This window comes from Klebsiella sp. GB_Kp047, assembly GCF_040065235.1.
Taxonomy (GTDB): domain Bacteria; phylum Pseudomonadota; class Gammaproteobacteria; order Enterobacterales; family Enterobacteriaceae; genus Klebsiella; species Klebsiella quasipneumoniae.
Genome location: NZ_JBEAJG010000012.1, coordinates 1 through 20,443 on the forward strand (window position 1 = coordinate 1; position 20,443 = coordinate 20,443).

Sequence of the window (20,443 nt, forward strand, 5' to 3'; positions counted from 1 at the left end):
GGGGGTACAGGGGGCGGCGGCGACTGGCCGCCCCCTGTGCGCTCCCTGCGCCATGCCAGGCATAACGCAGACGATTAACCGGGAGCGCAAATTTCGCTGAAGTTACACGTGATAAACGCATTGTCTGGCCGGGAAAGTTGCAAACCGATAACAGTCTCTACGGCGACCCGCAGGCGCACATACCCCAGGCCCGGCAAGCGCAGCGCCGCCGGGCAGGACACCTCCGGCGCCATACCTGCCTTTGTGCCGGATGGCGGCTTCGCCTTATCCGGCCTACGGGATCCTCCCGCAGGCTTATGCCACTCCGCCAGGCAACCGACGCCAGGCGGTCTGTCTCACGCCTTCTGCTTGGCCTCAGACTCCTGACTGCTGTTCAGCGCCAGCGAGACCGCCAGCGTCTGGGCCAGGCACAGCGAAGCAACCTGCGAGCGGAAGCCATCCACCTGCGCTTCCCGCACCACAAAGCAGACATCGCTGAAGGCCGCCAGCGGGCTGACCTGGCTGTCGGTAATGGCGATCTGCCGCGCTTTGCGCTGCGCGCCCAGCTCCACCAGCTCGACCACTTCCCGGGCGTACGGCGAGAAGCTCACCGCTACCACCACGTCTTTCGGGCCGACCAGACTCAGCTGCTCGGTGAACATGCCGCCGAGGCCGTCGATCAGAAAGGCTTTGCGATCGAGGTGGCGCAGCGCATAGGTCAGATAGGAGGCGACGCTGAACGACCGGCGCAGGCCAATGACGTAGATATTTTCCGCCTCGCCCAGCAGGGCCACCGCGCGCTCCAGCTCATCGCTGGAGGTCTGCATCGCCAGCTGCTGCAGCGCCTGGTTGTTCACCATCGTGAACATATTAAGGATTTCCGTCGGCGTTTCCGGCGGGCTGGACTCATCGCTGGTGGTCTGGCGGAACAGACGGGCGCGCTCGGTATAGTTGGCGGTCTCTTCCATCAAATGCTGCTTGAACATCTGTTTCATTTCGTTAAAGCCGCTGAAGCCGAAGGCGTTGGCAAAACGAATCAACGTGGAAGGGGGAACGTCCGCCTGTTGCGCAATGGAGGCCACTGTATCGAAAGCCACGCTATTGCTGTTATCAAGGATATAGCGGGCGACCTGTTTCAGGCGTTTGCTTAACGTATCGTAGCGACGCCTGATTTCATCCTGCAGGATGGTCAGCTGTGTTGGGTTATTGGCCATAGAGTGCGCTCTGAGAAAATGGAAGGAATATGGCTTCCAGTGTACCAAATGAAGCGAATTTTTCATTTATTGCGACGAAATACGCGATTCATTTCACGAAGAAACAGAAAAACGCCCGCTCCGCAAGGTGACGGAGACGGGCGTCGGGGGATCAGCGGCGGGCTTCGCGCCAGTAGCCAATAAGCGTCAGGTAGTTGCGTTTCACTTCCTCTATCAGCGCCTCATCGCTGAGCTCACCCTGCATCCAGCGCCGAGACGGCTGGCCAAAGATGGTGCGCCCGACGGCGAAACCTTTGATCATCGGGTGTGCGGCCGCTTCGGTGAAACCGGCGCGCAGTTTGTCGGAAGGCGCGTCGAGGCCGAGGATCAGGATCCCGCGGCTCCACGGATCTTCGCGCTCGATAAGGGCGGTGATCTGCTGCCAGCTGGCGCTGGAGAGCGGCGGCAGCTTCCACCAGTCCGGCTTGATCCCCAGCTGATAGAAGTGTTCCAGCATGGTGTGGTAATGGCGCTCGTCTTTGTCCGGGCCATTTTCCGGCAGGATCACCTCCAGCAGCAATTCATGGCCTGACTTGTTACAGGCCTGCCACACCTCGAGCAGCAGGGCGTCCTGCTCTGCACGCAGCGCCGCCGGGTCATCCGGGTGATAGAAAACCAGACATTTGACGACATGCTCCAGCGGCCAGTCGATCAGCTGCGAGCCGATGTTGCCATGCTCCAGACGCAGCGGTCGCGAGCTGGGCAGTTCGATAGGGCGCCCGATCCACCAGCCCTTGCCGGTAATGGCGTTCAGCGCACGCTGGCCGTAGGTGCCGTCGGCCAGAATACCGCTGCGCTGGTCAAGGCCCGCCTCCTGCGCCGCCGCTTCGGCCGCGGCCAACAACAGCAGCTTGAGCTGCGGAATGCAGGCTTCATCGCGCCCGGCCCCCCGCGCCAGATCGGCCAGCTGTTTGCGATGGTCGAAGGCGAAAATGCACAGCTCCGGCCACTGCTGGCGGCGGCTGGTCACCCGGTGCAGGTGGTTGAGGCGCTCGTCGACGTCCGGGCGCGGCACCGATTCGGCGCGCTGCAGATAGTCATCGAGTTCGACTTTGGTCGGCATCGCCGGCGCACAGCCGTGGCGGGAGACCACCAGCGCCCCGCAGGCATTGGCATAACGGCAAGCCTGCTCCCAGCCCTCGTCGTTAAGCCAGCCGCGCAGCAGGCCAGACATAAAGGCATCTCCGGCGCCCAGCACGTTGAGCACCTCCACGCGCACGCCCTGCTGCAGCGGCACCTGGTCCCAGCTGTCCGGGATGTCGCCTTCCAGCACCACGCAGCCCATCGGCCCGCGCTTGCAGACGAGGGTGGCTTTGGTGGCATGGCGCACATTTTTGAGCGCGGTCAGGGTATCGGTGCTGCCCCCGGCAATATGAAACTCTTCTTCGGTTCCCACCACCAAATCGAACAGATGCAGCACTTCCTGCAGCTGGCTGGTGACCGGCCCGGACTCAATGAAACGGGTTTCGCCATCGCCGAGCGAGGTGAGTCCCCACAGCACCGGACGGTAATCGATATCCAGCGCGGTACGCAGGCCGTGACGGCGGGCGTACTCCAGCGCCTTCAGCACCGCGGCGCGGGTGTTGGCGTGCGACAGATGGGTGCCGGTCACCGCCAGCGCCCGGGAGGAGGCAATATACTCCTCGCTGATGTCGTCAGGCGTTAAGGCCATATCGGCGCAGTTATCGCGGTAGAAAATCAGAGGGAAAGTCTCCTGATCCTTGATCCCCAGCATCACCAGCGCGGTCAGGCGGGATTTGTCGGTAATCAGATACTCAGTATCCACCCCGGCGCGGTTGAGCGTTTCACGCAGGAAACGGCCGTTGTGTTCATCGCCAACGCGCGCCAGCATGGCCGATTTCAGCCCCTGAATCGCGGTGCCAAAGGCCACGTTGCCGGAGGAGCCGCCCAGATATTTCGAGAAACTGGCAACGTCTTCTAGCCGCGAACCGATCTGCTGGGCATAGAGGTCGACGGCCACCCGACCTATACAGATGACGTCGAGCCGCTTTACTGCTGCATTCATAGCTAGGATTTCCTTTTTGGTGTCTGCTGCCTGGAAGGGTCGGGATCCCGACGTCGACTCCGTGAACAGCCTGAGGGTTATTGGTTACCCTTAGTTTGAGAAATAAATATTTCATTTGCAAACTCGTTCGAAATTAAAAAACCAAAAGTGTGAGGGATCTACCACTCTGCCGCATTGAGCCTCGCGTGAGCGCGGATCGTCCCCACTGTTGACCCGGGAGGAAATGAAACGCCACACGACATCCATTTACCTATGATTTTTAAGGGGATATTGCCGTGTGCTGCGGCAAAAAAGGGCCCGAAAACGTGTCAGGAATGTAAGTGAAACGTATGAAATGGGTAGAGAGTTTGATCCTTCTCGCAAAATGAAATATTTCTTCTGTATTTGTATTTAATGAAAAAAATGTTTGCCTATAATCCACAGGTATTCCAGTGACGTGAACGACGGCCCCGGCGGCATCGGCGCGACGCCACACACAAATACTGAACAATAAGGATTGTGCATCATGGGCAAACTGAGACTGACAACGGCGCAGGCGCTGGTGAAGTTCCTCGATAACCAGTACCTGGAAGTGGATGGCGTAGAGCTGAAGTTCGTGAAAGGCATTTTCGCGATATTCGGCCATGGCAACGTCCTGGGGCTGGGGCAGGCGCTGGAGCAGGACAGCGGCGACATGCGCGTCTATCAGGGGCGCAACGAGCAGGGGATGGCCCACGCGGCCACCGGTTTTGCCCGCCAGGCCTTGCGCCGGCAGATTATCGCCTGCACCTCCTCCATCGGTCCGGGGGCGGCCAACATGATCACCGCCGCCGGCACCGCCAGCGCCAACCGCATTCCGCTGCTGCTGCTGCCGGGCGATGTCTTCGCCACCCGCCAGCCGGACCCGGTGCTCCAGCAGATTGAACAGAGCTACGATCTCAGCATCAGCACCAATGACGCTTTCCGCGCAGTCAGCAAATACTGGGACCGCATTACCCGCCCGGAACAGCTGATGAGCGCCTGCATCAACGCCATGCGCGTCCTGACCGACCCGGCGGAAACCGGCGCGGTGACGCTGTGCCTGCCGCAGGACGTGCAGGGCGAAGCCTGGGACTACCCGGAATCCTTCTTTGCGCGCCGGGTGCACCGTCTTGACCGCCGCCCGGCCAGCGCCGCGCAGCTGGCGGACGCCGTGGCGGCCATCAAAGCCAGCCGTAAACCGCTGATCGTCTGCGGCGGTGGGGTGAAATACTCCGGCGCGGGCGAAGCGCTGTCCCGTTTCGCCGAGCGCTACGGGGTGCCCTTCGCCGAAACCCAGGCCGGGAAGGGGACGGTGGTCTCTTCTCACCCCCTGAACGTCGGCGGCGTCGGCGAGACGGGCTGTCTGGCGGCGAACCTGCTGGCGAAAGAGGCCGACCTGGTGATCGGCGTCGGCACCCGCTTCAGCGATTTTACCACCGCCTCGAAATGGATTTTCCAGCACCCGGAGGTGCGTTTCCTGAATATTAACGTCAGCAACTTCGACGCCTGGAAGCTGGACGGCATTGCCATGCTGGCGGACGCCCGGGAAGCGATGACCGCCCTCGACGCGGCGCTGGCGGACAGCGGCTGGCAGGCCGGCTGGGGCGCGCAGATCGAGAGCGTGCAGAGCCGTCAGTTAAAAGAGACCCAGCGCGTCTACCAGGCGGTGTGGCAGGAGAAATCCTTTGTCCCGGAGATCGACGATCATCTCGATCGCGAATCAGTGTATCGCGAATTCCGCCAGATCACCGACTCCACCCTGACCCAGAGCAGCGTCCTTGGGGTACTGAATGAAACGCTGCCGGCCGAGGCGGTGATCGTCGCGGCGGCGGGCAGCCTGCCCGGCGATCTGCAGCGCGTCTGGCGCAACCGCGCGGAAAACACCTACCACGTGGAGTACGGCTACTCCTGCATGGGATATGAGGTCAACGCCGCACTGGGCGTAAAGCTGGCGCAGCCGCAGAGCGAAGTCTACTCCCTGGTCGGCGATGGCTCGTTCATGATGCTTCACTCTGAACTGGTCACCTCTCTGCAGGAGCGGGCGAAGATCAACGTCGTGCTGTTCGACAACATGGCCAACGGCTGCATCAACAACCTGCAGATGGAGCACGGGATGGACAGCTTCGGCACCGAGTTCCGCTACCGCCAGCCGGAAACCGGCCAGCTGCAGGGCGGCCTGGTGCCGGTGGACTTCGCCACCATCGCCGCCGGCTACGGTTGCAAAACCTGGCGCGTCACCACCCTGGACGAACTGCGCCACGCGCTGGACGCCGCCCGTCGCGAAACGGTCAGCACCCTGATTGATATTAAAGTGCTGCCGAAGACCATGGTGCACAAATACGGCAGCTGGTGGAACGTTGGCGTCGCCCAGACGGCGCTCTCTGAGCGGATCCGCAAAGTTGCGCAAATGATTAATGAAAAGCGCGCCCAGGCGCGTGATTACTAAAACGAACATCCACTCTGAATCCTACAGACTTACGGAGAAAACCATTATGTCGCTCAAATTAGGTGTCATCGGCGCTGGCGCTATCGGTAAAGAACACATCCGTCGCTGCACCCAGGTTCTGCAGGGCGCCACCGTTGTGGCGGTGTCTGATATCAATGCCGACAACGCCCGTGCGGCGGTCGCGCTGCCGGGCGTGCAGGCGGAAGTCTACGCCGACGGCCACGACGTGATTAACGCCAGCGATGTCGACGCCATCCTGGTCACCTCCTGGGACCCGACCCACGAAGAGTACACCCTGGCCGCCATCGCCGCCGGTAAGCCGGTGTTCTGCGAAAAACCGCTGGCGATGACCGCGGAAGGCTGCCGCCGCATCGTCGATGCTGAAATGAAGGCCGGCCGTCGCCTGGTGCAGGTAGGTTTTATGCGCCCGTACGACGAAGGCTATCTGGCGCTGAAAAAAGTGATCGACGATGGCGATATCGGCGCGCCGCTGATGCTGCGCTGCGCCCACCGCAACCAGTCGGTCGGCGAGAACTACACCACCGATATGGCGATCACCAACACCCTGATCCACGAGCTGGACGTGCTGCGCTGGCTGCTGAACGATGACTACCGTTCCGTGCAGGTGCGCTTCCCGCGCTCCACCTCGCACACCCATGCGCGCCTGAAAGATCCGCAGATCGTCTCCTTTGAAACCAAAAAAGGCACCCTGATCGACGTCGAAGTGTTCGTGAACTGCCAGTACGGGTATGACATCCAGTGCGAAGTGGTCGGCGAGACCGGGATTGCCCGTCTGCCGGAGCCGTCTGCCGTCCAGATGCGCAAGTCCGCCAGCCTGTCGACCGCCATTCTCACCGACTGGAAAGACCGCTTTATCAAAGCCTACGACGTCGAGCTGCAGGCCTTTATCAACGACGTCAAAGCCGGCCAGCTGCACGGCCCGTCGGCCTGGGACGGCTACGCGGCGTCGGTGGCGGCGGACGCCTGCATTAAAGCGCAGGGAACCAGCGAGCCGGTTGAAGTGACGCTGCCTGAGTGCCCGGCATTCTATAAACGTTAAGCACGTTTTGCTGACGGAATTTCTTTGCACAGGTAACGACGATGAAAATTGCCTTTGATGTGGATGTGATTAAGGACCTCGGGATCACCCGCATGGTCCATCAGGTAGCGGAGTGGGGCTACAAGTACATTGAACAGTCGCCGCACCCGCAGATTAACCCGTTCTACAAGCACCCGCGCGCCAGCCGGGAGATCATGGCGGAGTACAAGCAGGCGCTGCGCGATACCGGCCTTGAGCTGTCGTCGTTTATCTGTGTCTACCGCTGGTCTGGCCCGGACGAACTGCGCCGTCAGGCAGCGGTGAAAAACTGGAAACGGCTGGTGGAAATTGCGGTGGAGATGGGCGTTCAGGTGATCAACACCGAGTTCTCCGGCGATCCGAATCAGCCTGAGATCTGCGATGAAATGTTCTATCGCTCGATGGAAGAGCTGTTGCCGATTTTTGAGCGGGAAGGCATCCGCGTGGAGATCCAGGCGCATCCCTGGGATTTCTGCGAAGAGAACAATGAAACCGTCGATATTGTGAAGTCGTTCCGCAGCGATAACGTGAAGTACGTCTACAGCGTGCCGCACACCTTTTTCTACGACAAAGGCGTCGGCGACGTGGCGAGCATGCTGCGCTATGCCGGGAGCGATCTCTCCCATGTCCTGATTGCGGATACCCGCAATCATACGAAACATTGCCGCTATATCGTTAACCCGCCGGGCGTGGATGCCGTGGTGCACCAGCACGTAGGCGTCGGGGAAGGGGATGTGGATTTCGACGCGCTGTTCCGCACCTTGCGCGAAATGAAATTCGCCGAGCAGACCTTCAAGGTCGGCGGGGAGCCGATTGTCGCCACCTCGCTGTTTGGCTACCCGGAAAAAATGAAATACCAGGCAGTGGAAACCCGTGAACTCATTGAACGTGAATTGCTGCGCCGCTAAGGCGCAGCGGCAGGAGCCCTACTATGAACAAAGATAACGTCAAACTGGCTATCGCCCCGATCGGCTGGACTAACGATGATATGCCGGAGCTCGGCAGCGAAAACACCTTCCAGCAGATCGTCAGCGAAATGGCGCTGGCCGGCTTTACCGGCAGCGAAGTCGGCAGCAAATATCCGCGCGACCCGGCGGTCCTCAAGCCGATGCTGGACATCCGCGGCATTCAGATCTGCAACGCCTGGTTCAGCACCTTTTTCGCCAACGGCCAGCGGGAAAAAACCATTGATGAATTCGTCAATCACATGAACTTCCTGCATGCGATGGGCGCGAAAGTGATTGGCTGCTCCGAGCAGAGCGGCAGCATCCAGGGGCTGGATAAACCGATCCTCGGCGATGCGAAGCCGTGCTTCAGCGACGAAGAGTGGCAGCGGGTAGCGGAAGGCTATAACACCCTCGGTCGCCTGGCGGCGGAGAAGGGGATGCAGGTCTGTCTGCACCACCACATGGGCACCGGCATCCAGACCACTGCGGAAATCGACAAGTTTATGTCGCTGGTGGACGAGCGCGTCTTCCTGCTGTTCGACACCGGCCACGCCTGGTATTCCGAAGGCGGCGAAGCGCCGATGCTGGCGATCCTCAAAAAGTATCTGCCGCGCATCAACCACGTTCACCTGAAAGACGTCCGTCCGCCGGTGATCGACCAGGTGCGCCGCGACGGCCTGTCGTTCCTCGACGGCGTGAAAAAAGGCACCTTCACCGTCCCGGGCGACGGGGTGATCGATTTCCGTCCGGTGTTCAAGCTGCTGGACGACTTTGGCTATAAAGGCTGGATGGTGGTGGAAGCCGAGCAGGATCCTGCCCTGGCCAATCCTTTCGAATACGCCGTCAAAGCGCGCAAATATATTCGCGAAACGGCAGGGATCTAATCGTTGTGACATTTTCAGGCCATACCGGGTATGGCCTGCTTTTTTCCTTTCTCAACCGGACCCAGGGCTCAACCACGGCGCCGGACAGTTCCCTCTCCCGGGCCCAGGGCTTAACCACAGCGCCGTACCGTCCCCTCTCCCTCAGGCAGAGGGCCAGGGTGAGGGTGACGATGACGGGTAAAGCGTCACTTCACTTCCGCCAGCGCGGTCTTATCCACATAAGGTTTCATCAGCGCGTCGGCTTCCTTCTGCGCCGCCTGCACCGCCGCTTCCGGCGTCACTTTGGCATCGTTAACCACCGCCGCCAGCTGGTTCTCCATCGCCTTACGTACCGCAACGGTCTCCCAGGTGGAGTACCACGGATGGGCGTACTTCAGCTGCTCAAGGGCGATCGCCGCCCGCGGATCCTGCTGCAGATAGGCCTTCATCTCTGGCGTATCGTATGACGCCTTGCGCGGCGAGAAGTAGCCGGTAAAGCGGCTCCACGCGCCGTTCACGTCGGGGCTCACCAGATAGGTCAGGAACTGATACGCCGCTTTCTTCTGCGCATCGCTGATGCCTTTAAAGCTCACCAGGCTGGCGCCGCCGATCGGCACCGCGCGCTGCTCTTTGGCCGGCAGCATCGCCACCCCAAGCTCAAAATCTTTGCTATTTTCGCGCATAAAGCCCAGCGCGCCGGTGCTGAGCATCGCCATCCCGAGCTTGCCGGAGAAGAAAGCAGCGCTGATCTGCTTCGAGTTCAGCACCCCGGACGGCATCACCTTGTCCTTGTAGATCAGATCCTGCCAGAAGCGCAGGGCGCCGATGGCGGTCGGCGAGTTGTAATAGACCTCGCCAGGATAGTCTTCGTTAAAGTATTTCCCGCCGTTGGCGCGTACCAGCGCCGAGAAGATCCAGCCGCCGTAGTCGTCGTTGGTCGACGGCAGCATGATCCCCCACTGGCCTTTGCTCTCGTCGGTCAGCTTTTTGGCATCAGCCAGCAGCTCGGCCCAGGTCTGCGGCGGCTGTTTGATCCCGGCCCGATCGAACATCGTCTTGTTGTAGTAGAGGATCGGCGTCGAGTTATGGAACGGGATCGCATAGGTGGTGCCCATCACCTGGGCGTTCTTATGCATCGCGGGCCAGAATTCCTTTTGCAGAAAATCGCCAGCCTTTTGATCGCCATATTTAAACAGCTCGTCCATCGGCAGGATCTCATCCTTCAGCGCCAGATCGGTGGTGAAGTTGGCGGACATGATCACCAGCGCCGGCGGCTGGCCGGCCTTCTGCGCCGATTCGGCTTTGATCTTGGTGGTGTCGTAGTTGCCAGTGAAGATGCCGCGCACTTCGACATCCTGCTGCGAGTCGTTGAATTGCTTAATGACGCGGGTCATCTCCATGGTCAGCTTGCCGTCCACCGGCGCCGGGAACATGAAGTCTATTTTCTCTTTTGCCAGCGCCGCGCCGCTCAGGGCAAGACTGAGGCCAACCGCGACTACCGTAAGAGGTTTAAACATGATTACACTCCATCAGTAAATTATGCTGGGTCTCAGCATGAAAAAGATGCACATCGGCAGGCGAGAAGCCGACCAGTAGCGACTCGCCTTTCTCCGGCACCGTGCCGCGGTGGCGGCGGCTAAAGCGCAGGGTGCCGATCGGAGTGCTGACGTGGAGCAGGTAGTCGGCTCCCATCAGTTCTCGTTGCAGAACGGTGGCCGGGAGGCGCAGATGGCCCTCCTCCACGCGGTCGGTAATATGTTCCGGGCGAACGCCCAGCCAGACGCGGGTCTGATCCCGGTGGCGCGGCGGCAGCGGATAGCGCTGTTCTCCCAACAGTACTTCACCATTGGCGCAGGGCAGCGACAGCAGGTTCATCGCCGGCGAACCGATAAACCCGGCGACGAACAGGTTGGCCGGGTTGGCGTACAGATACTCCGGGCGCCCGACCTGCTGTACTTGGCCGCCGTTCATCACCACGATGCGGTCGGCCATCGACATCGCCTCGGTCTGATCGTGGGTCACATAGATCGTGCTGGTTTTCAGCTGCTGGTGGAGGGCCATAATGCTGTCGCGCACTTCGCTGCGCAGGCGGGCGTCGAGGTTGGAGAGCGGCTCGTCCATCAGGAACAGCCGCGGATTGCGCACGATCGCCCGGGCCATCGCCACCCGCTGGCGCTGGCCGCCGGAGAGCTTCGCCGGTTTGCGGTCGAGCAGCGCCTCCAGCTGCAGCATCTGCGCCACTTTATCCACCCGTGGCTGCCAGCTGCTTTTCTCTTCCTTGCGCACTTTCATGCCGAAGGTGATGTTGTCGCGCACCGACAGATGCGGAAACAGGGCATAGTTCTGGAAGATCATCGCGAAGTTGCGCTCGCGCGGCGTGGCGGCGGTGATGTTCTCATCATGCAGCCAGATTTGGCCTTCGCTGACCGGCTCCAGGCCGGCGAGCAGGCGCAGCAGGGTGCTTTTCCCGCAGCCCGACGGGCCGACCAGCACCACGAATTCACCTTCGTGAATATCCAGCGACAGGGCGCTGAGCGCCGGTTTGCCGTCGAAACGTTTACTGATGTTTTGCAGACTGAGCATGGCGGTTAGCGCTCTTCCGTTGGGCAACTGATGTTTTCGTCGTACAGCCAGGGGCCGGCGTAGTGGGCCAGCGAGTGCTGGTAGCTCACCCACTGCTCGCCGACCTGGCGGTGCATCAGGCATGAAGCCGGGGAGAGGTCGTAATAGGGCCGGGTGTCTTCGTGGCAGTACGGCACCTGATGGACGGTACCAGGGATAGTGGAGATCAGCGCCTGGCGATACTGGGTCATGGTCAGGCTGTGGTTATGGCCGCAGAAGATGCGCGTCAGCGACGGGAAACGCTCCACCAGCGCCAGCAGACGGTGGCCGTTTTCGCAGGCGATCGGGTCCATCTGCGCATTGCCCAGCGGCAGAGGCGGGTGGTGCATAAAGATGGTCGCCGGTTTGTCGCCGCCCTCGAACAGCTGGGCTTCCAGCCAGCCGATGGTCTCGTCGGTCAGCCAGCCCTTCGAGGTGCCGGCGCGGCTGGAATCGATAAACAGCAGGCGGGTGGCGAAGTCATCCACCGCATAGCGCATATTTTGCGGATCGTTGCCCAGCTGCGGGCACAGCGGGTGAAGATGCTCCAGAAAATGGGCTTTGTCGTCGTGGTTGCCGGGGATCAGATACAGCGGATAGTTCAGACTGCCGAGGATCTGGCGGGCCATCTGATACTCCTCCGGGCGGCCGCAGTTGACGATATCCCCGCTCACCACCACCGCGTCCGGGCGCTCGCGCAGCGCGTTAAGCTGCGAGACCACGTCGGCGTTGGCGGCGTTGACGTCGATAAAGCCGTACAGCTTCTCGCCGCGGCTGCGGAAATGGGTATCGGAAATGTGCGCTAACAGCATGAATCACTCCTTATTTGATCCCGGAGAAGCCGAAGCTCCGCAGGAACTGTTTCTGAAAAAGAATGAACGCCAGCATCAGCGGCAGACAGACCATCAGCGTCCCGGCGCCGATGGTGCCCCACTGGCCGCCGGATTCGGCGCCCATGGCGAAGGAGACCAGCCCGACGGTCAGCACCTGCTTATCGGGATCGTTGAGCATCATCAGCGGCCACAGGTACTCGTTCCAGTGGTAGGTAATGCTGACGGTGGCGAAGGCCAGCACCGACGGCCAGGACATCGGCAGCAGCACGCGGAACAGCACCTGCCACCAGCGGCAGCCCTCCATCAGCGCCGCCTCCTCCAGCTCTTTCGGGATGGCGAGGAACGCCTGACGCATCAGGAACACGCCGAACGCCGAGGTGAAATAGGGCATCATCACCCCGGTGAGGGTGTTGAGCAGGCCGAAGGTTTTCAGGGTCAGCATGTTCGGCACCATCATCACCACCGGCATGATCATCAGCTGCACCAGGAACAGGAGAAACAGCGTCTGCTTGCCGCGAAACTCGTGGCAGGCGAAGACGTACCCGGCGGTGGTGATGGTCAACAGCTGCACGCAGAAGGTGCCGAAGGTGAAGATAAGGGTGTTGGCGTACAGGCTCAGCCAGTCGGCGCTGTTCCAGGCGTCGCGGAAGTTATCGAGGGTTAGCGGCAGGCGCGGCAGCAGCGAGGCCATGTCTTCCCCGAAGGTGGTGGCGCTGAACGAGGTGGCCAGCATCCAGATAAACGGGCTGATCCACAGCAGCGCCAGGCAGCACATTAATACTGTAAGCGTAAAGGGCGACGAGCGGCGCAGGCGCAGCCACAGCGGACGCGCAGCGGCGGGTGTGCGGACCAGCAGCGGCGAGATGTCAGCGCTCATAGTGGGCTCCTTTCTCCAGCAGTTTCAGGTTAATCAGCGAGAAGGCGAACAGCCCGGCCAGGGTCAGGAAGGTGGCGGCGGAGGCTTTGCCAAGGTCGTGGGTATCCCAGGCGAGATTCTGAATGTAATAGAGCAGCACGGTGGTGGCGTTGTCCGGCCCGCCGCGGGTCATCACCGCCACGTGGTCGATCTGGGTGATGGAGTAGATCAGCGCGGTGGTGATCACAAAGCTCAGGGTCGGGCGCAGCAGCGGTAGCGTGACCTTAAAAAAGACCTGCGTGCGGGTAGCCCCTTCCATCAGCGCCGCTTCCCGCGTCGAGGCCGGAATGCTCTGCAGCCCGGCGAGGAAAAACAGCATGTAATAGCCGGCGAACTTCCACACGCCGATCAGCGCCAGGGCCAGCAGCGCGCTGTTGCTGCGCCCCAGCCAGTTGTTGTTCATCGGCCCGAACAGCTTCGCCAGATAGTGATCGAGCAGGCCGAGGCCGGGCATAAAGATAAACAGCCACAGTGCGGCGGCGCTGACCATCGGGATAATCATCGGGAAGAAGAAGGCGGTGCGCAGCCAGCGGTTGACGCGATGGTTCTCGCTCAGCGCCACCGCCAGCAGCAGGGCGAGGGTCACCCCGGGCACTACCGTCAGCAGGATATAGAGCAGGTTATTGCCCAGCGACTGCCAGAAGACGTTATCGGCAAACAGGCGGGCGAAGTTATCCAGCCCGACGTACTGTGCGCCGTCGCTGGCCATGCGGGTATCAAACAGGCTGTCATACACCGAACGCCCCAGCGGGAACCAGGTAAACAGCAGTAAAAACAGCAGGGAAGGCGACAGGATCAGCCAGGGAAGCCAGGTCTTTCTCATGGTGACGCGCATCTCGTTCAGCCATTTATCGAAGCCCGGATTGTGGGAAGCAATGACTACAGAGGCATGGCGGGGAGATGACGGTTTGATGAAGCGACGGGGAAAACGCCGGGCGAGCGGGCCGCCCGGCGGGAGAGAACCATCAGAAGTCGGCTTTCAGCACCGCGCGGTAGCGGGCTTTGCCTTCGCGAACGTGCTTCAGCGCTTCGTTAATTTGTGACATCGGGAACAGCTCGGTGGTCGGGGCCACTTTGCTGCGCCCGGCGAACTTCATCAGCGTGCGCAGTTCGGACGGGTTGCCGGTCGCCGAGCCGGAGATGCTGCGGTCGCCGCCGATAAGGGTAAAGGCCGGCACCGGGAACGGCTTCATCACCGCGCCGACGGTATGGAAGTTGCCGCCGTAAGCCAGGGCTTCGAAGTACGGCTGCCAGTCGAGGTCCACCGCCACGGTGTTGATGATCAGGTCAAACTGGCCGGCCAGCGCTTTTAAGGCTTCGGGATCGCGGCTGTTGACCACGCGATCGGCGCCCATCGCCAGCACTTCCTGCTCTTTGGCCGGGTTGGAGCTGAAGGCGGTTACTTCCGCGCCCATCGCCCGCAGCAGCTTAATGGCGATATGGCCGAGGCCACCGATGCCGATCACCCCGACGCGGCTGGTGGCGGTGACATGGTGGGTCAGCAGCGGTTTAAAGACGGTGATGCCGCCGCACAGCATCGGGCCGGCGGACGCCAGATCGATGCTCTCCGGCAGGGGGATCACCCACTGCCAGTCGGCGCGCAGCTTATTGGCGAAGCCGCCGCGGTTGAGAATGGTCGGCACCGAACCTTCCAGACAGTTGATCTGGTTGCCGCTGATGCAGGCGTCGCAATGGCCGCAGCTGCGCGCCGTCCAGCCGATGCCGACCTTCTGGCCAATCTTCAGCCCTTTATCCTGCGCCGCGCTGCCCAGCGCCGCCACCCGGCCAATCACCTCGTGACCGGCCACCAGCGGGTAGCTCGACATCCCCCATTCGTTGTCGATCATCGACAGGTCCGAATGGCAGATCCCGCAGTATTCCACCTCAACTTCGACATCTTCCGGCTGCAGCTCGCCGGCATCGTACTCCCACAGCGACAGATCGGCGCCCGCTTCTTTGGCGGCGTAGCTTTTAATGATGCTCATGTTTATTTCCTTGGGGTTGGCGTGATAACCCAGAAAGTGTAGAGCATGGTATTCCACGGCGCTTGGCAATCGGAGGGGTCGCGAAGCGGGCGGACCAGCCGCCCGTTAAGGTCAGCGGCTGGCGAGCGGCCACTGATTAAGGCGGATGCCGCGCTGCGGGGCGCTCTCGGCAAAATCATCCAGCACCGCCCGCACGTCCGGGTCGAGATAGCCGACGCTGTCGTGCTCGACGATCACCACGCTCTTTTCCGGAATTTTCGCCAGCAGGGCCAGCAGATGCGGATTGTGCATAAAGGTCAGATTCTGCTGGATGCGCAGCACGTAGTGGTCATCGTAGCGCGCCAGCTGCAGCGAGTGGCGATGGCTGCGCCAGAGGCTGAACGCCATCTGGGTGGCAAGACCAATCCCGATCCCCGCCAGCATGCCGAAGGCGATAATCCCGCCGATGGTGGCGAGGAACGGGACGTACTGCGCCGCCCCCTGGCGGAACTGCTCGATGAACAGCCGCGGCGTCGCCAGCTTATAGCCGGTATACAGCAGCACGGCGGCGAGGCTGGCGAGCGGGATTAAGGTCAGCAGGCCGCTGAACCACAGGCCGCAGATCAACAGCAGCACGCCATGGATAAAGATCGACAGTTTGCTCTGCGCGCCGTTGCTGACGTTCACCGAGCTGCGGACGATCACCGCGGTGATCGGCATCGCCCCCAGAACGCCGGAGAGCAGATTGCCCACGCCCTGGGCGACCATTTCACGGTTCGGCGAAGGCGGCGGATTTTGCGGGCGCAGCTTTTTCAGCGCCTCCTGGCTGAGCAGGGTTTCGAGGCTGGCGACCAGCGCCAGGGTCACCGCCACCACCCACACCGACGGATTGCGCCACGCGCTCCACGCCGGAGACTCCAGCTCGTCCAGCAGCTCGCCGAGGCTGCCGAACGCCGGCAGGGTAATACGCGGCAGGGCGGCCAGCTGCTGCGGCGCAAAATGGGTCAGCAGCAGGGTGGTCACGCAGCCGAGCAGGACGGCGATCAGCGGCCCGGGGATCCAGCGCAGGCTCTTCACCCGGCGGATAAGCGGCGAGCCCCACAGCCAAAGCACCAGCAGGCCGCCCGCGGCGACGGCAATCGCAGTGACGGAGAAAGCGGCATTGCCCTGAACCACATCGGCAAGCCCGGTCTCTTCCGCCGTGCCGAGCGCGACGGGGATCTGCTGCATAATCAGCAGGATGCCGATCGCCGCCAGCATGCCTTTGATGACGCTGGCGGGAACCAGCGAGATAAAGCGCCCGGCCCGCAGAATGCCGAACAGCAGCTGCAGCGCGCCGGCCAGCACCAGCGCCATCAGGAAGAGGGAGAAGGAACCCAGGGATTCAATGGCGGCGACGACGATGGTGACCAGTCCGGCGGCGGGGCCGCTGACGGCGAAGCGGGAGGGGCTGAGGGCGGTGACGACCAGGCCGCCGATGATGCCGGTCAGCAGGCCAACGAAGGGCGGTAAGCCGCTGGCCTGGGCGATGCCGAGGCACAGCGGCAGGGCGACAAGGAAGACGACGATGCCGGCGAGAGAGTCCTGACGAAGCGTGTTCATGGGGCGTGCTCCTGCGGTGAGAGGTGTTCGACGAGGGTGGTTAAATGGCCGGAAGCCAGATCGTAGACGCAGCCGTGCAGGCTGAGCGGCCGCCCGCTGGCGAGCACCGTCTGCACCGGCTCACTCTCCAGCAGACGGGCGAACTGGGCGCGAACGTTGGCTTCCACCAGGGCGTCAAGGGCACGGCGAGAGGGCTCCGCGTCGGAACTGGCGCTGGCACTGGCGCCGGGGGAGGCCGCAACAACACACCCATCGGCGATCTGCGCAATTTCTTGATGCACGGTGTGGCGCAGCTGGCCGATGCGGCGAGCCAGCGCCGAGGACTCCTGCGCCAGCGGCAGGGTGGGCAGGGAAAGCGCCGCCTGCACGCCGCCGCAGCCGTAGTGGCCGCAGAGCACCACCCGCTCCACCTCAAGGTAGTGGAGGGCATACTGCAGGACGCTCATGACGTTGTCGTCGGCGGGATCGAGCATGTTGGCGATATTGCGGTGGACAAAGAGCTCGCCGGGCTGGCTGCCGGTGAGCACCTCGGCGGGAACGCGGCTGTCGGAGCAGCCGATCCACAGCGAGTGGGGCCGCTGCCCGTCGACCCATTTTTCGAAATAGTCCGGGTCATGCTGACACTTCTGCAGCGCCCAGCTGCGGTTGCGGGCCAGCAAAGGTTTTAACGTCGTCACAAGTATTCTCCTGAGTTAATTCATCGAGTGAATATGTCCATCAAGACTCGTACAGCGACTAGTAAAAATAGTGTTTACCGGAACCCTTCACGCCTGAGGAAAATCCTGGAATAAACGGCAAAAAGAAAACTTTTCATTAATGTAAAGTTATAAAAATATTGATGAAATTGATATTTGACTGCGGAGCGGATGAATAACAAAAAGGTATTGGCTAAAACTTTCTGGAATATATAGGAATGATGGTGGGTGGGATTAGGGGGATATTTGGCGATTGGTGAGTGGATTTGTTTGGGGAGAGATGGATTGTGATGGGGATGCGGGCGAGAGTGATGTGAGAATAATTTGAGATGAATTTGAGTGGGATTTGGGAGTGCTGGGGGAGAAGGGGGAACGGCTGGCAGGTGGAGTTGGATTTGCGGGAGGGTGAGAGGAGGGGGCTGGTGGCAGTCGCGCTATGGAACGGCAGCAAAAGGTGACGCCGCGCAGGATAGCGCTGTTTTTTTCAACACTTAGCGCAATGACGGCACGCTGTCGCTTGCATGACCGCCGCCGACAGGTATAATCCAGAACGTTTCCGCATCCCCTTCAGTGCCGAAGTGGCGAAATCGGTAGACGCAGTTGATTCAAAATCAACCGTAGAAATACGTGCCGGTTCGAGTCCGGCCTTCGGCACCAAAAGCATGTAAATGGACCTCAACTGAGGTCTTTTTTTATGTCTAAAATCCAGTATTTATCTACCTTTCCCGCTATATTAACTCTCTCAAGGTCAACCGACATCAACGTACATCTACCAACAGATGTTGGTATAGATGATGGTATTTCCGGTTCGATAATGCTTGTACCAACAGGGAGGGGATAAGCATGGCTCTAACAGATATCAAAGTCAGAACAGCCAAGCCAACGGATAAGCAATATAAGCTGACCGATGGCAGCGGTATGCACCTTCTTGTCCATCCAAATGGTTCTAAGTACTGGCGTTTGCAGTACCGTTATGACGGCAAGCAAAAGATGTTGGCACTTGGGGTTTACCCTGAAATCACACTGGCGGATGCCAGAGCACGTCGTGACGAAGCGCGTAAGCTACTAGCGAATGGCGTCGATCCGGGAGACAAAAAGAAAAATGATAAGGTTGAACAGAGTAAAGCACGAACCTTTAAAGAGGTAGCGCTCGAGTGGCATGGCACCAATAAAAAGTGGTCTGAAGATCACGCCCATCGTGTGCTAAAAAGTCTGGAAGATAATCTCTTTGCAGCGCTTGGTGAACGTAATATCACTGAGTTAAAAACGCGCGATTTATTAGCGCCCATTAAAGCCGTAGAGATGTCTGGACGTCTTGAGGTTGCTGCTCGTCTTCAACAGCGCACTACGGCCATCATGCGTTATGCAGTGCAAAGTGGGTTAATTGATTATAACCCGGCACAAGAGATGGCTGGGGCGGTTGCTTCCGGTAATCGACAACATCGTCCGGCGCTGGAATTAAAGCGCATCCCTGAGTTGCTTGAGAAAATAGATAGCTATACCGGCAGGCCGCTAACCCGCTGGGCGACAGAACTCACTCTGCTTATCTTTATTCGGTCCAGTGAGCTGCGTTTTGCTCGCTGGTCAGAAATCGATTTTGAAACGTCAATGTGGACCATCCCGCCTGAGCGAGATCCTATTCCTGATGTGAAACATTCTCAGCGAGGTTCAAAGATGCGTACACCGCATCTGGTGCCGCTTTCAAAGCAGGCGCTGGCGATCCTGAAGCAGATAAAACAGTTCTGTGGCGAACATGAGCTGATCTTCATTTGCGATCATGATCCACGTAAACCAATGAGTGAAAACACCGTAAACAGTGCGCTACGGGTGATGGGATATGACACTAAGGTTGAGGTTTGCGGCCACGGCTTCCGTACAATGGCCTGTAGTTCGTTAATTGAGTCAGGACTATGGTCGAAGGATGCGGTGGAAAGGCAGATGAGCCATATGGAACGCAATTCGGTGAGGGCGGCGTATATCCATAAAGCGGAACATCTGGATGAGCGCAAGCTGATGTTGCAATGGTGGGCTGATTTCCTGGATGCCAATCGGGAGAGAGTGATTACGCCGTTTGACTATGCGAAGATCAACCGGGGTAATGGCGAGTGAGTTGAATGCCTTTGTTTCTCGGTTGATGTTTAAATTAAAATGACCAACCAGCCCGCTTAGGACTGGTTGGTCGCTGTATTTTTTACCGTTGTTATCAGAATTCCATCTGCCAGGTACAGAGTAGCCAGACAAAAAGGATGTCTGCAATAATGCCTTGAATGTACATAAAGTTGCGAGCATCATCGCAAATATGTGCTCATGGATTCTTCAACGTAATGACCTCTGACAAAACCCTAAGGCAAGCGATATCAAATATCACCATTTGGAGCAAAGGCGAACAGCGTGCGCCACATAAGCCATTATTGCTGCTGCATGTCCTCTCACACTATCGGCATGGTCATGAGCGCCTGTTTAACTATAGTTCTGAAATCTACGAGCCCCTGTTGGATCTTCTGGAACGTTATGGACCGCAGCGTCGTGACCAGCGCCCGGACATGCCATTCTGGCGTCTGAAGGGCGATGGCTTCTGGGAACTACAAAATGCGGAACGGTGCTCAACCAATGGTAGCCGCCAGCCGCCCCGACGTGAACTCATCGAATATAATGTCGCGGGTGGATTTGATGCCGATAATTTTGCGTTGGTGGCAAAAAATCACAGGTTAATTGATACGCTCGCGCAGCAGCTCCTGGAGGCGCATTTTCCGGCCAGTATTCAGGAAGACCTCGCTGATGAGATGGGTTTTGATATTCGCACCTCTCTCCGTCAACGCGATCCGAAGTTCCGTCAGATGGTGCTACGTGCTTACAATTATCAGTGCGCGATCTGCGGCTTCAACATGCGCCACGACAATGCGCCGATTGCTCTGGAAGCCGCCCATATCAGATGGAAGCAGCATCATGGCCCTTGTGAAGTACCTAATGGCCTGTCATTGTGTGCAATCCATCATAAAGCGTTTGATCGTGGTTCGATTGGTTTGGATGAAAATATGCGTGTGATGGTTTCCGGCGCGGTAAATGGTGGTGGGGTGGTACAGCGGCTGTTCTGGGATTTTGCGGGAAAGGCGATTGCGTTGCCACCGATTAAAGAAAATTATCCGGGCGAGCGGTTTGTGGAATGGCATAGGGAAGAGGTGTTTAGAAGCGGAAGCTAATAAGACGCCCTCGACAAAACTGAAGTTTATTGTTGTGATT

16 protein-coding genes and 1 tRNA gene are annotated in these 20,443 nt (G+C 59.7%); 7 read left to right on the forward strand and 10 right to left on the reverse strand.

The window, feature by feature from the left end; translation table 11 throughout:
• Nucleotides 1–335 precede the first annotated feature (335 nt).
• Both ABLV76_RS07335 and iolC read right to left on the reverse strand, forming a co-directional pair.
• Complete coding sequence (locus ABLV76_RS07335; protein WP_004206536.1) at nt 336–1,193, reverse strand: MurR/RpiR family transcriptional regulator; 858 nt, start codon at nt 1,191–1,193, stop codon at nt 336–338.
• 151 nt (nt 1,194–1,344) lie between these two features.
• Nucleotides 1,345–3,258, reverse strand: a complete 1,914-nt coding sequence (iolC, locus tag ABLV76_RS07340) for a 5-dehydro-2-deoxygluconokinase (protein WP_348878246.1) — start codon at nt 3,256–3,258, stop codon at nt 1,345–1,347.
• 505 nt (nt 3,259–3,763) lie between these two features.
• Between iolC and iolD the strand changes: the two genes are divergently transcribed.
• Genes iolD through iolE form a run of 4 tightly spaced genes read left to right on the forward strand, consistent with a single transcriptional unit; the run spans nt 3,764 to nt 8,613 of the window.
• A complete protein-coding gene (iolD, locus tag ABLV76_RS07345) occupies nt 3,764–5,704 on the forward strand; it encodes a 3D-(3,5/4)-trihydroxycyclohexane-1,2-dione acylhydrolase (decyclizing) (RefSeq protein WP_004152191.1) in 1,941 nt (646 codons plus the stop codon).
• Nucleotides 5,705–5,750: 46 nt separating this feature from the next.
• A complete protein-coding gene (locus tag ABLV76_RS07350; RefSeq protein WP_004186740.1) occupies nt 5,751–6,764 on the forward strand; it encodes a Gfo/Idh/MocA family oxidoreductase in 1,014 nt (337 codons plus the stop codon).
• Between the two features lie 41 nt (nt 6,765–6,805).
• Entirely contained in the window at nt 6,806–7,690 is an 885-nt protein-coding gene (locus ABLV76_RS07355) for a sugar phosphate isomerase/epimerase (RefSeq protein ID WP_004152193.1), read from the forward strand.
• A gap of 23 nt (nt 7,691–7,713) precedes the next feature.
• Nucleotides 7,714–8,613 carry a myo-inosose-2 dehydratase gene (gene iolE, locus ABLV76_RS07360; protein WP_002886970.1) on the forward strand — a complete coding sequence of 300 codons (900 nt, stop codon included), beginning with the start codon at nt 7,714–7,716 and terminating at the stop codon, nt 8,611–8,613.
• 185 nt (nt 8,614–8,798) lie between these two features.
• On the opposite strand, the gene ABLV76_RS07365 is transcribed toward iolE, so the two are convergent.
• The 8 genes from ABLV76_RS07365 to ABLV76_RS07400 form a co-directional block, all read right to left on the reverse strand.
• Nucleotides 8,799–10,109 (reverse strand): ABC transporter substrate-binding protein, encoded by a 1,311-nt coding sequence (locus ABLV76_RS07365; RefSeq protein ID WP_073901621.1) that lies wholly within the window; start codon nt 10,107–10,109, stop codon nt 8,799–8,801.
• Complete coding sequence (locus ABLV76_RS07370) at nt 10,102–11,175, reverse strand: ABC transporter ATP-binding protein (protein WP_348878247.1); 1,074 nt, start codon at nt 11,173–11,175, stop codon at nt 10,102–10,104. Before ABLV76_RS07370 ends, ABLV76_RS07365 begins: the two co-directional genes overlap by 8 nt.
• Before the next feature lie 5 nt (nt 11,176–11,180).
• Nucleotides 11,181–12,005: a phosphodiesterase gene (locus ABLV76_RS07375; protein ID WP_017899879.1), complete on the reverse strand. Its 825-nt coding sequence runs from the start codon at nt 12,003–12,005 to the stop codon at nt 11,181–11,183.
• A gap of 10 nt (nt 12,006–12,015) precedes the next feature.
• A complete protein-coding gene (locus ABLV76_RS07380; protein ID WP_004206543.1) occupies nt 12,016–12,903 on the reverse strand; it encodes an ABC transporter permease subunit in 888 nt (295 codons plus the stop codon).
• On the reverse strand, nt 12,893–13,777 hold the full coding sequence (locus ABLV76_RS07385) for a sugar ABC transporter permease (protein WP_004146807.1): 885 nt from the start codon (nt 13,775–13,777) through the stop codon (nt 12,893–12,895). The genes ABLV76_RS07380 and ABLV76_RS07385 overlap by 11 nt, the downstream gene beginning before the upstream one ends.
• A gap of 130 nt (nt 13,778–13,907) precedes the next feature.
• Complete coding sequence (locus ABLV76_RS07390; protein ID WP_004178400.1) at nt 13,908–14,927, reverse strand: NAD(P)-dependent alcohol dehydrogenase; 1,020 nt, start codon at nt 14,925–14,927, stop codon at nt 13,908–13,910.
• 111 nt (nt 14,928–15,038) lie between these two features.
• On the reverse strand, nt 15,039–16,508 hold the full coding sequence (locus tag ABLV76_RS07395) for a SulP family inorganic anion transporter (RefSeq protein ID WP_348878248.1): 1,470 nt from the start codon (nt 16,506–16,508) through the stop codon (nt 15,039–15,041).
• Nucleotides 16,505–17,185 carry a carbonic anhydrase gene (locus ABLV76_RS07400; RefSeq protein WP_348878249.1) on the reverse strand — a complete coding sequence of 227 codons (681 nt, stop codon included), beginning with the start codon at nt 17,183–17,185 and terminating at the stop codon, nt 16,505–16,507. The genes ABLV76_RS07395 and ABLV76_RS07400 overlap by 4 nt, the downstream gene beginning before the upstream one ends.
• A 590-nt stretch (nt 17,186–17,775) precedes the next feature.
• Between ABLV76_RS07400 and ABLV76_RS07405 the strand changes: the two genes are divergently transcribed.
• The 3 genes from ABLV76_RS07405 to ABLV76_RS07415 all read left to right on the forward strand — a co-directional run bounded on the left by ABLV76_RS07405 (nt 17,776) and on the right by ABLV76_RS07415 (nt 20,403).
• Nucleotides 17,776–17,860: transfer RNA gene (locus ABLV76_RS07405), tRNA-Leu, on the forward strand.
• 186 nt (nt 17,861–18,046) lie between these two features.
• A complete protein-coding gene (locus ABLV76_RS07410; RefSeq protein ID WP_348878250.1) occupies nt 18,047–19,312 on the forward strand; it encodes an integrase arm-type DNA-binding domain-containing protein in 1,266 nt (421 codons plus the stop codon).
• A gap of 215 nt (nt 19,313–19,527) precedes the next feature.
• Nucleotides 19,528–20,403 carry a phosphorothioated DNA-binding restriction endonuclease gene (locus ABLV76_RS07415; RefSeq protein ID WP_348878251.1) on the forward strand — a complete coding sequence of 292 codons (876 nt, stop codon included), beginning with the start codon at nt 19,528–19,530 and terminating at the stop codon, nt 20,401–20,403.
• Nucleotides 20,404–20,443: the final 40 nt, after the last annotated feature.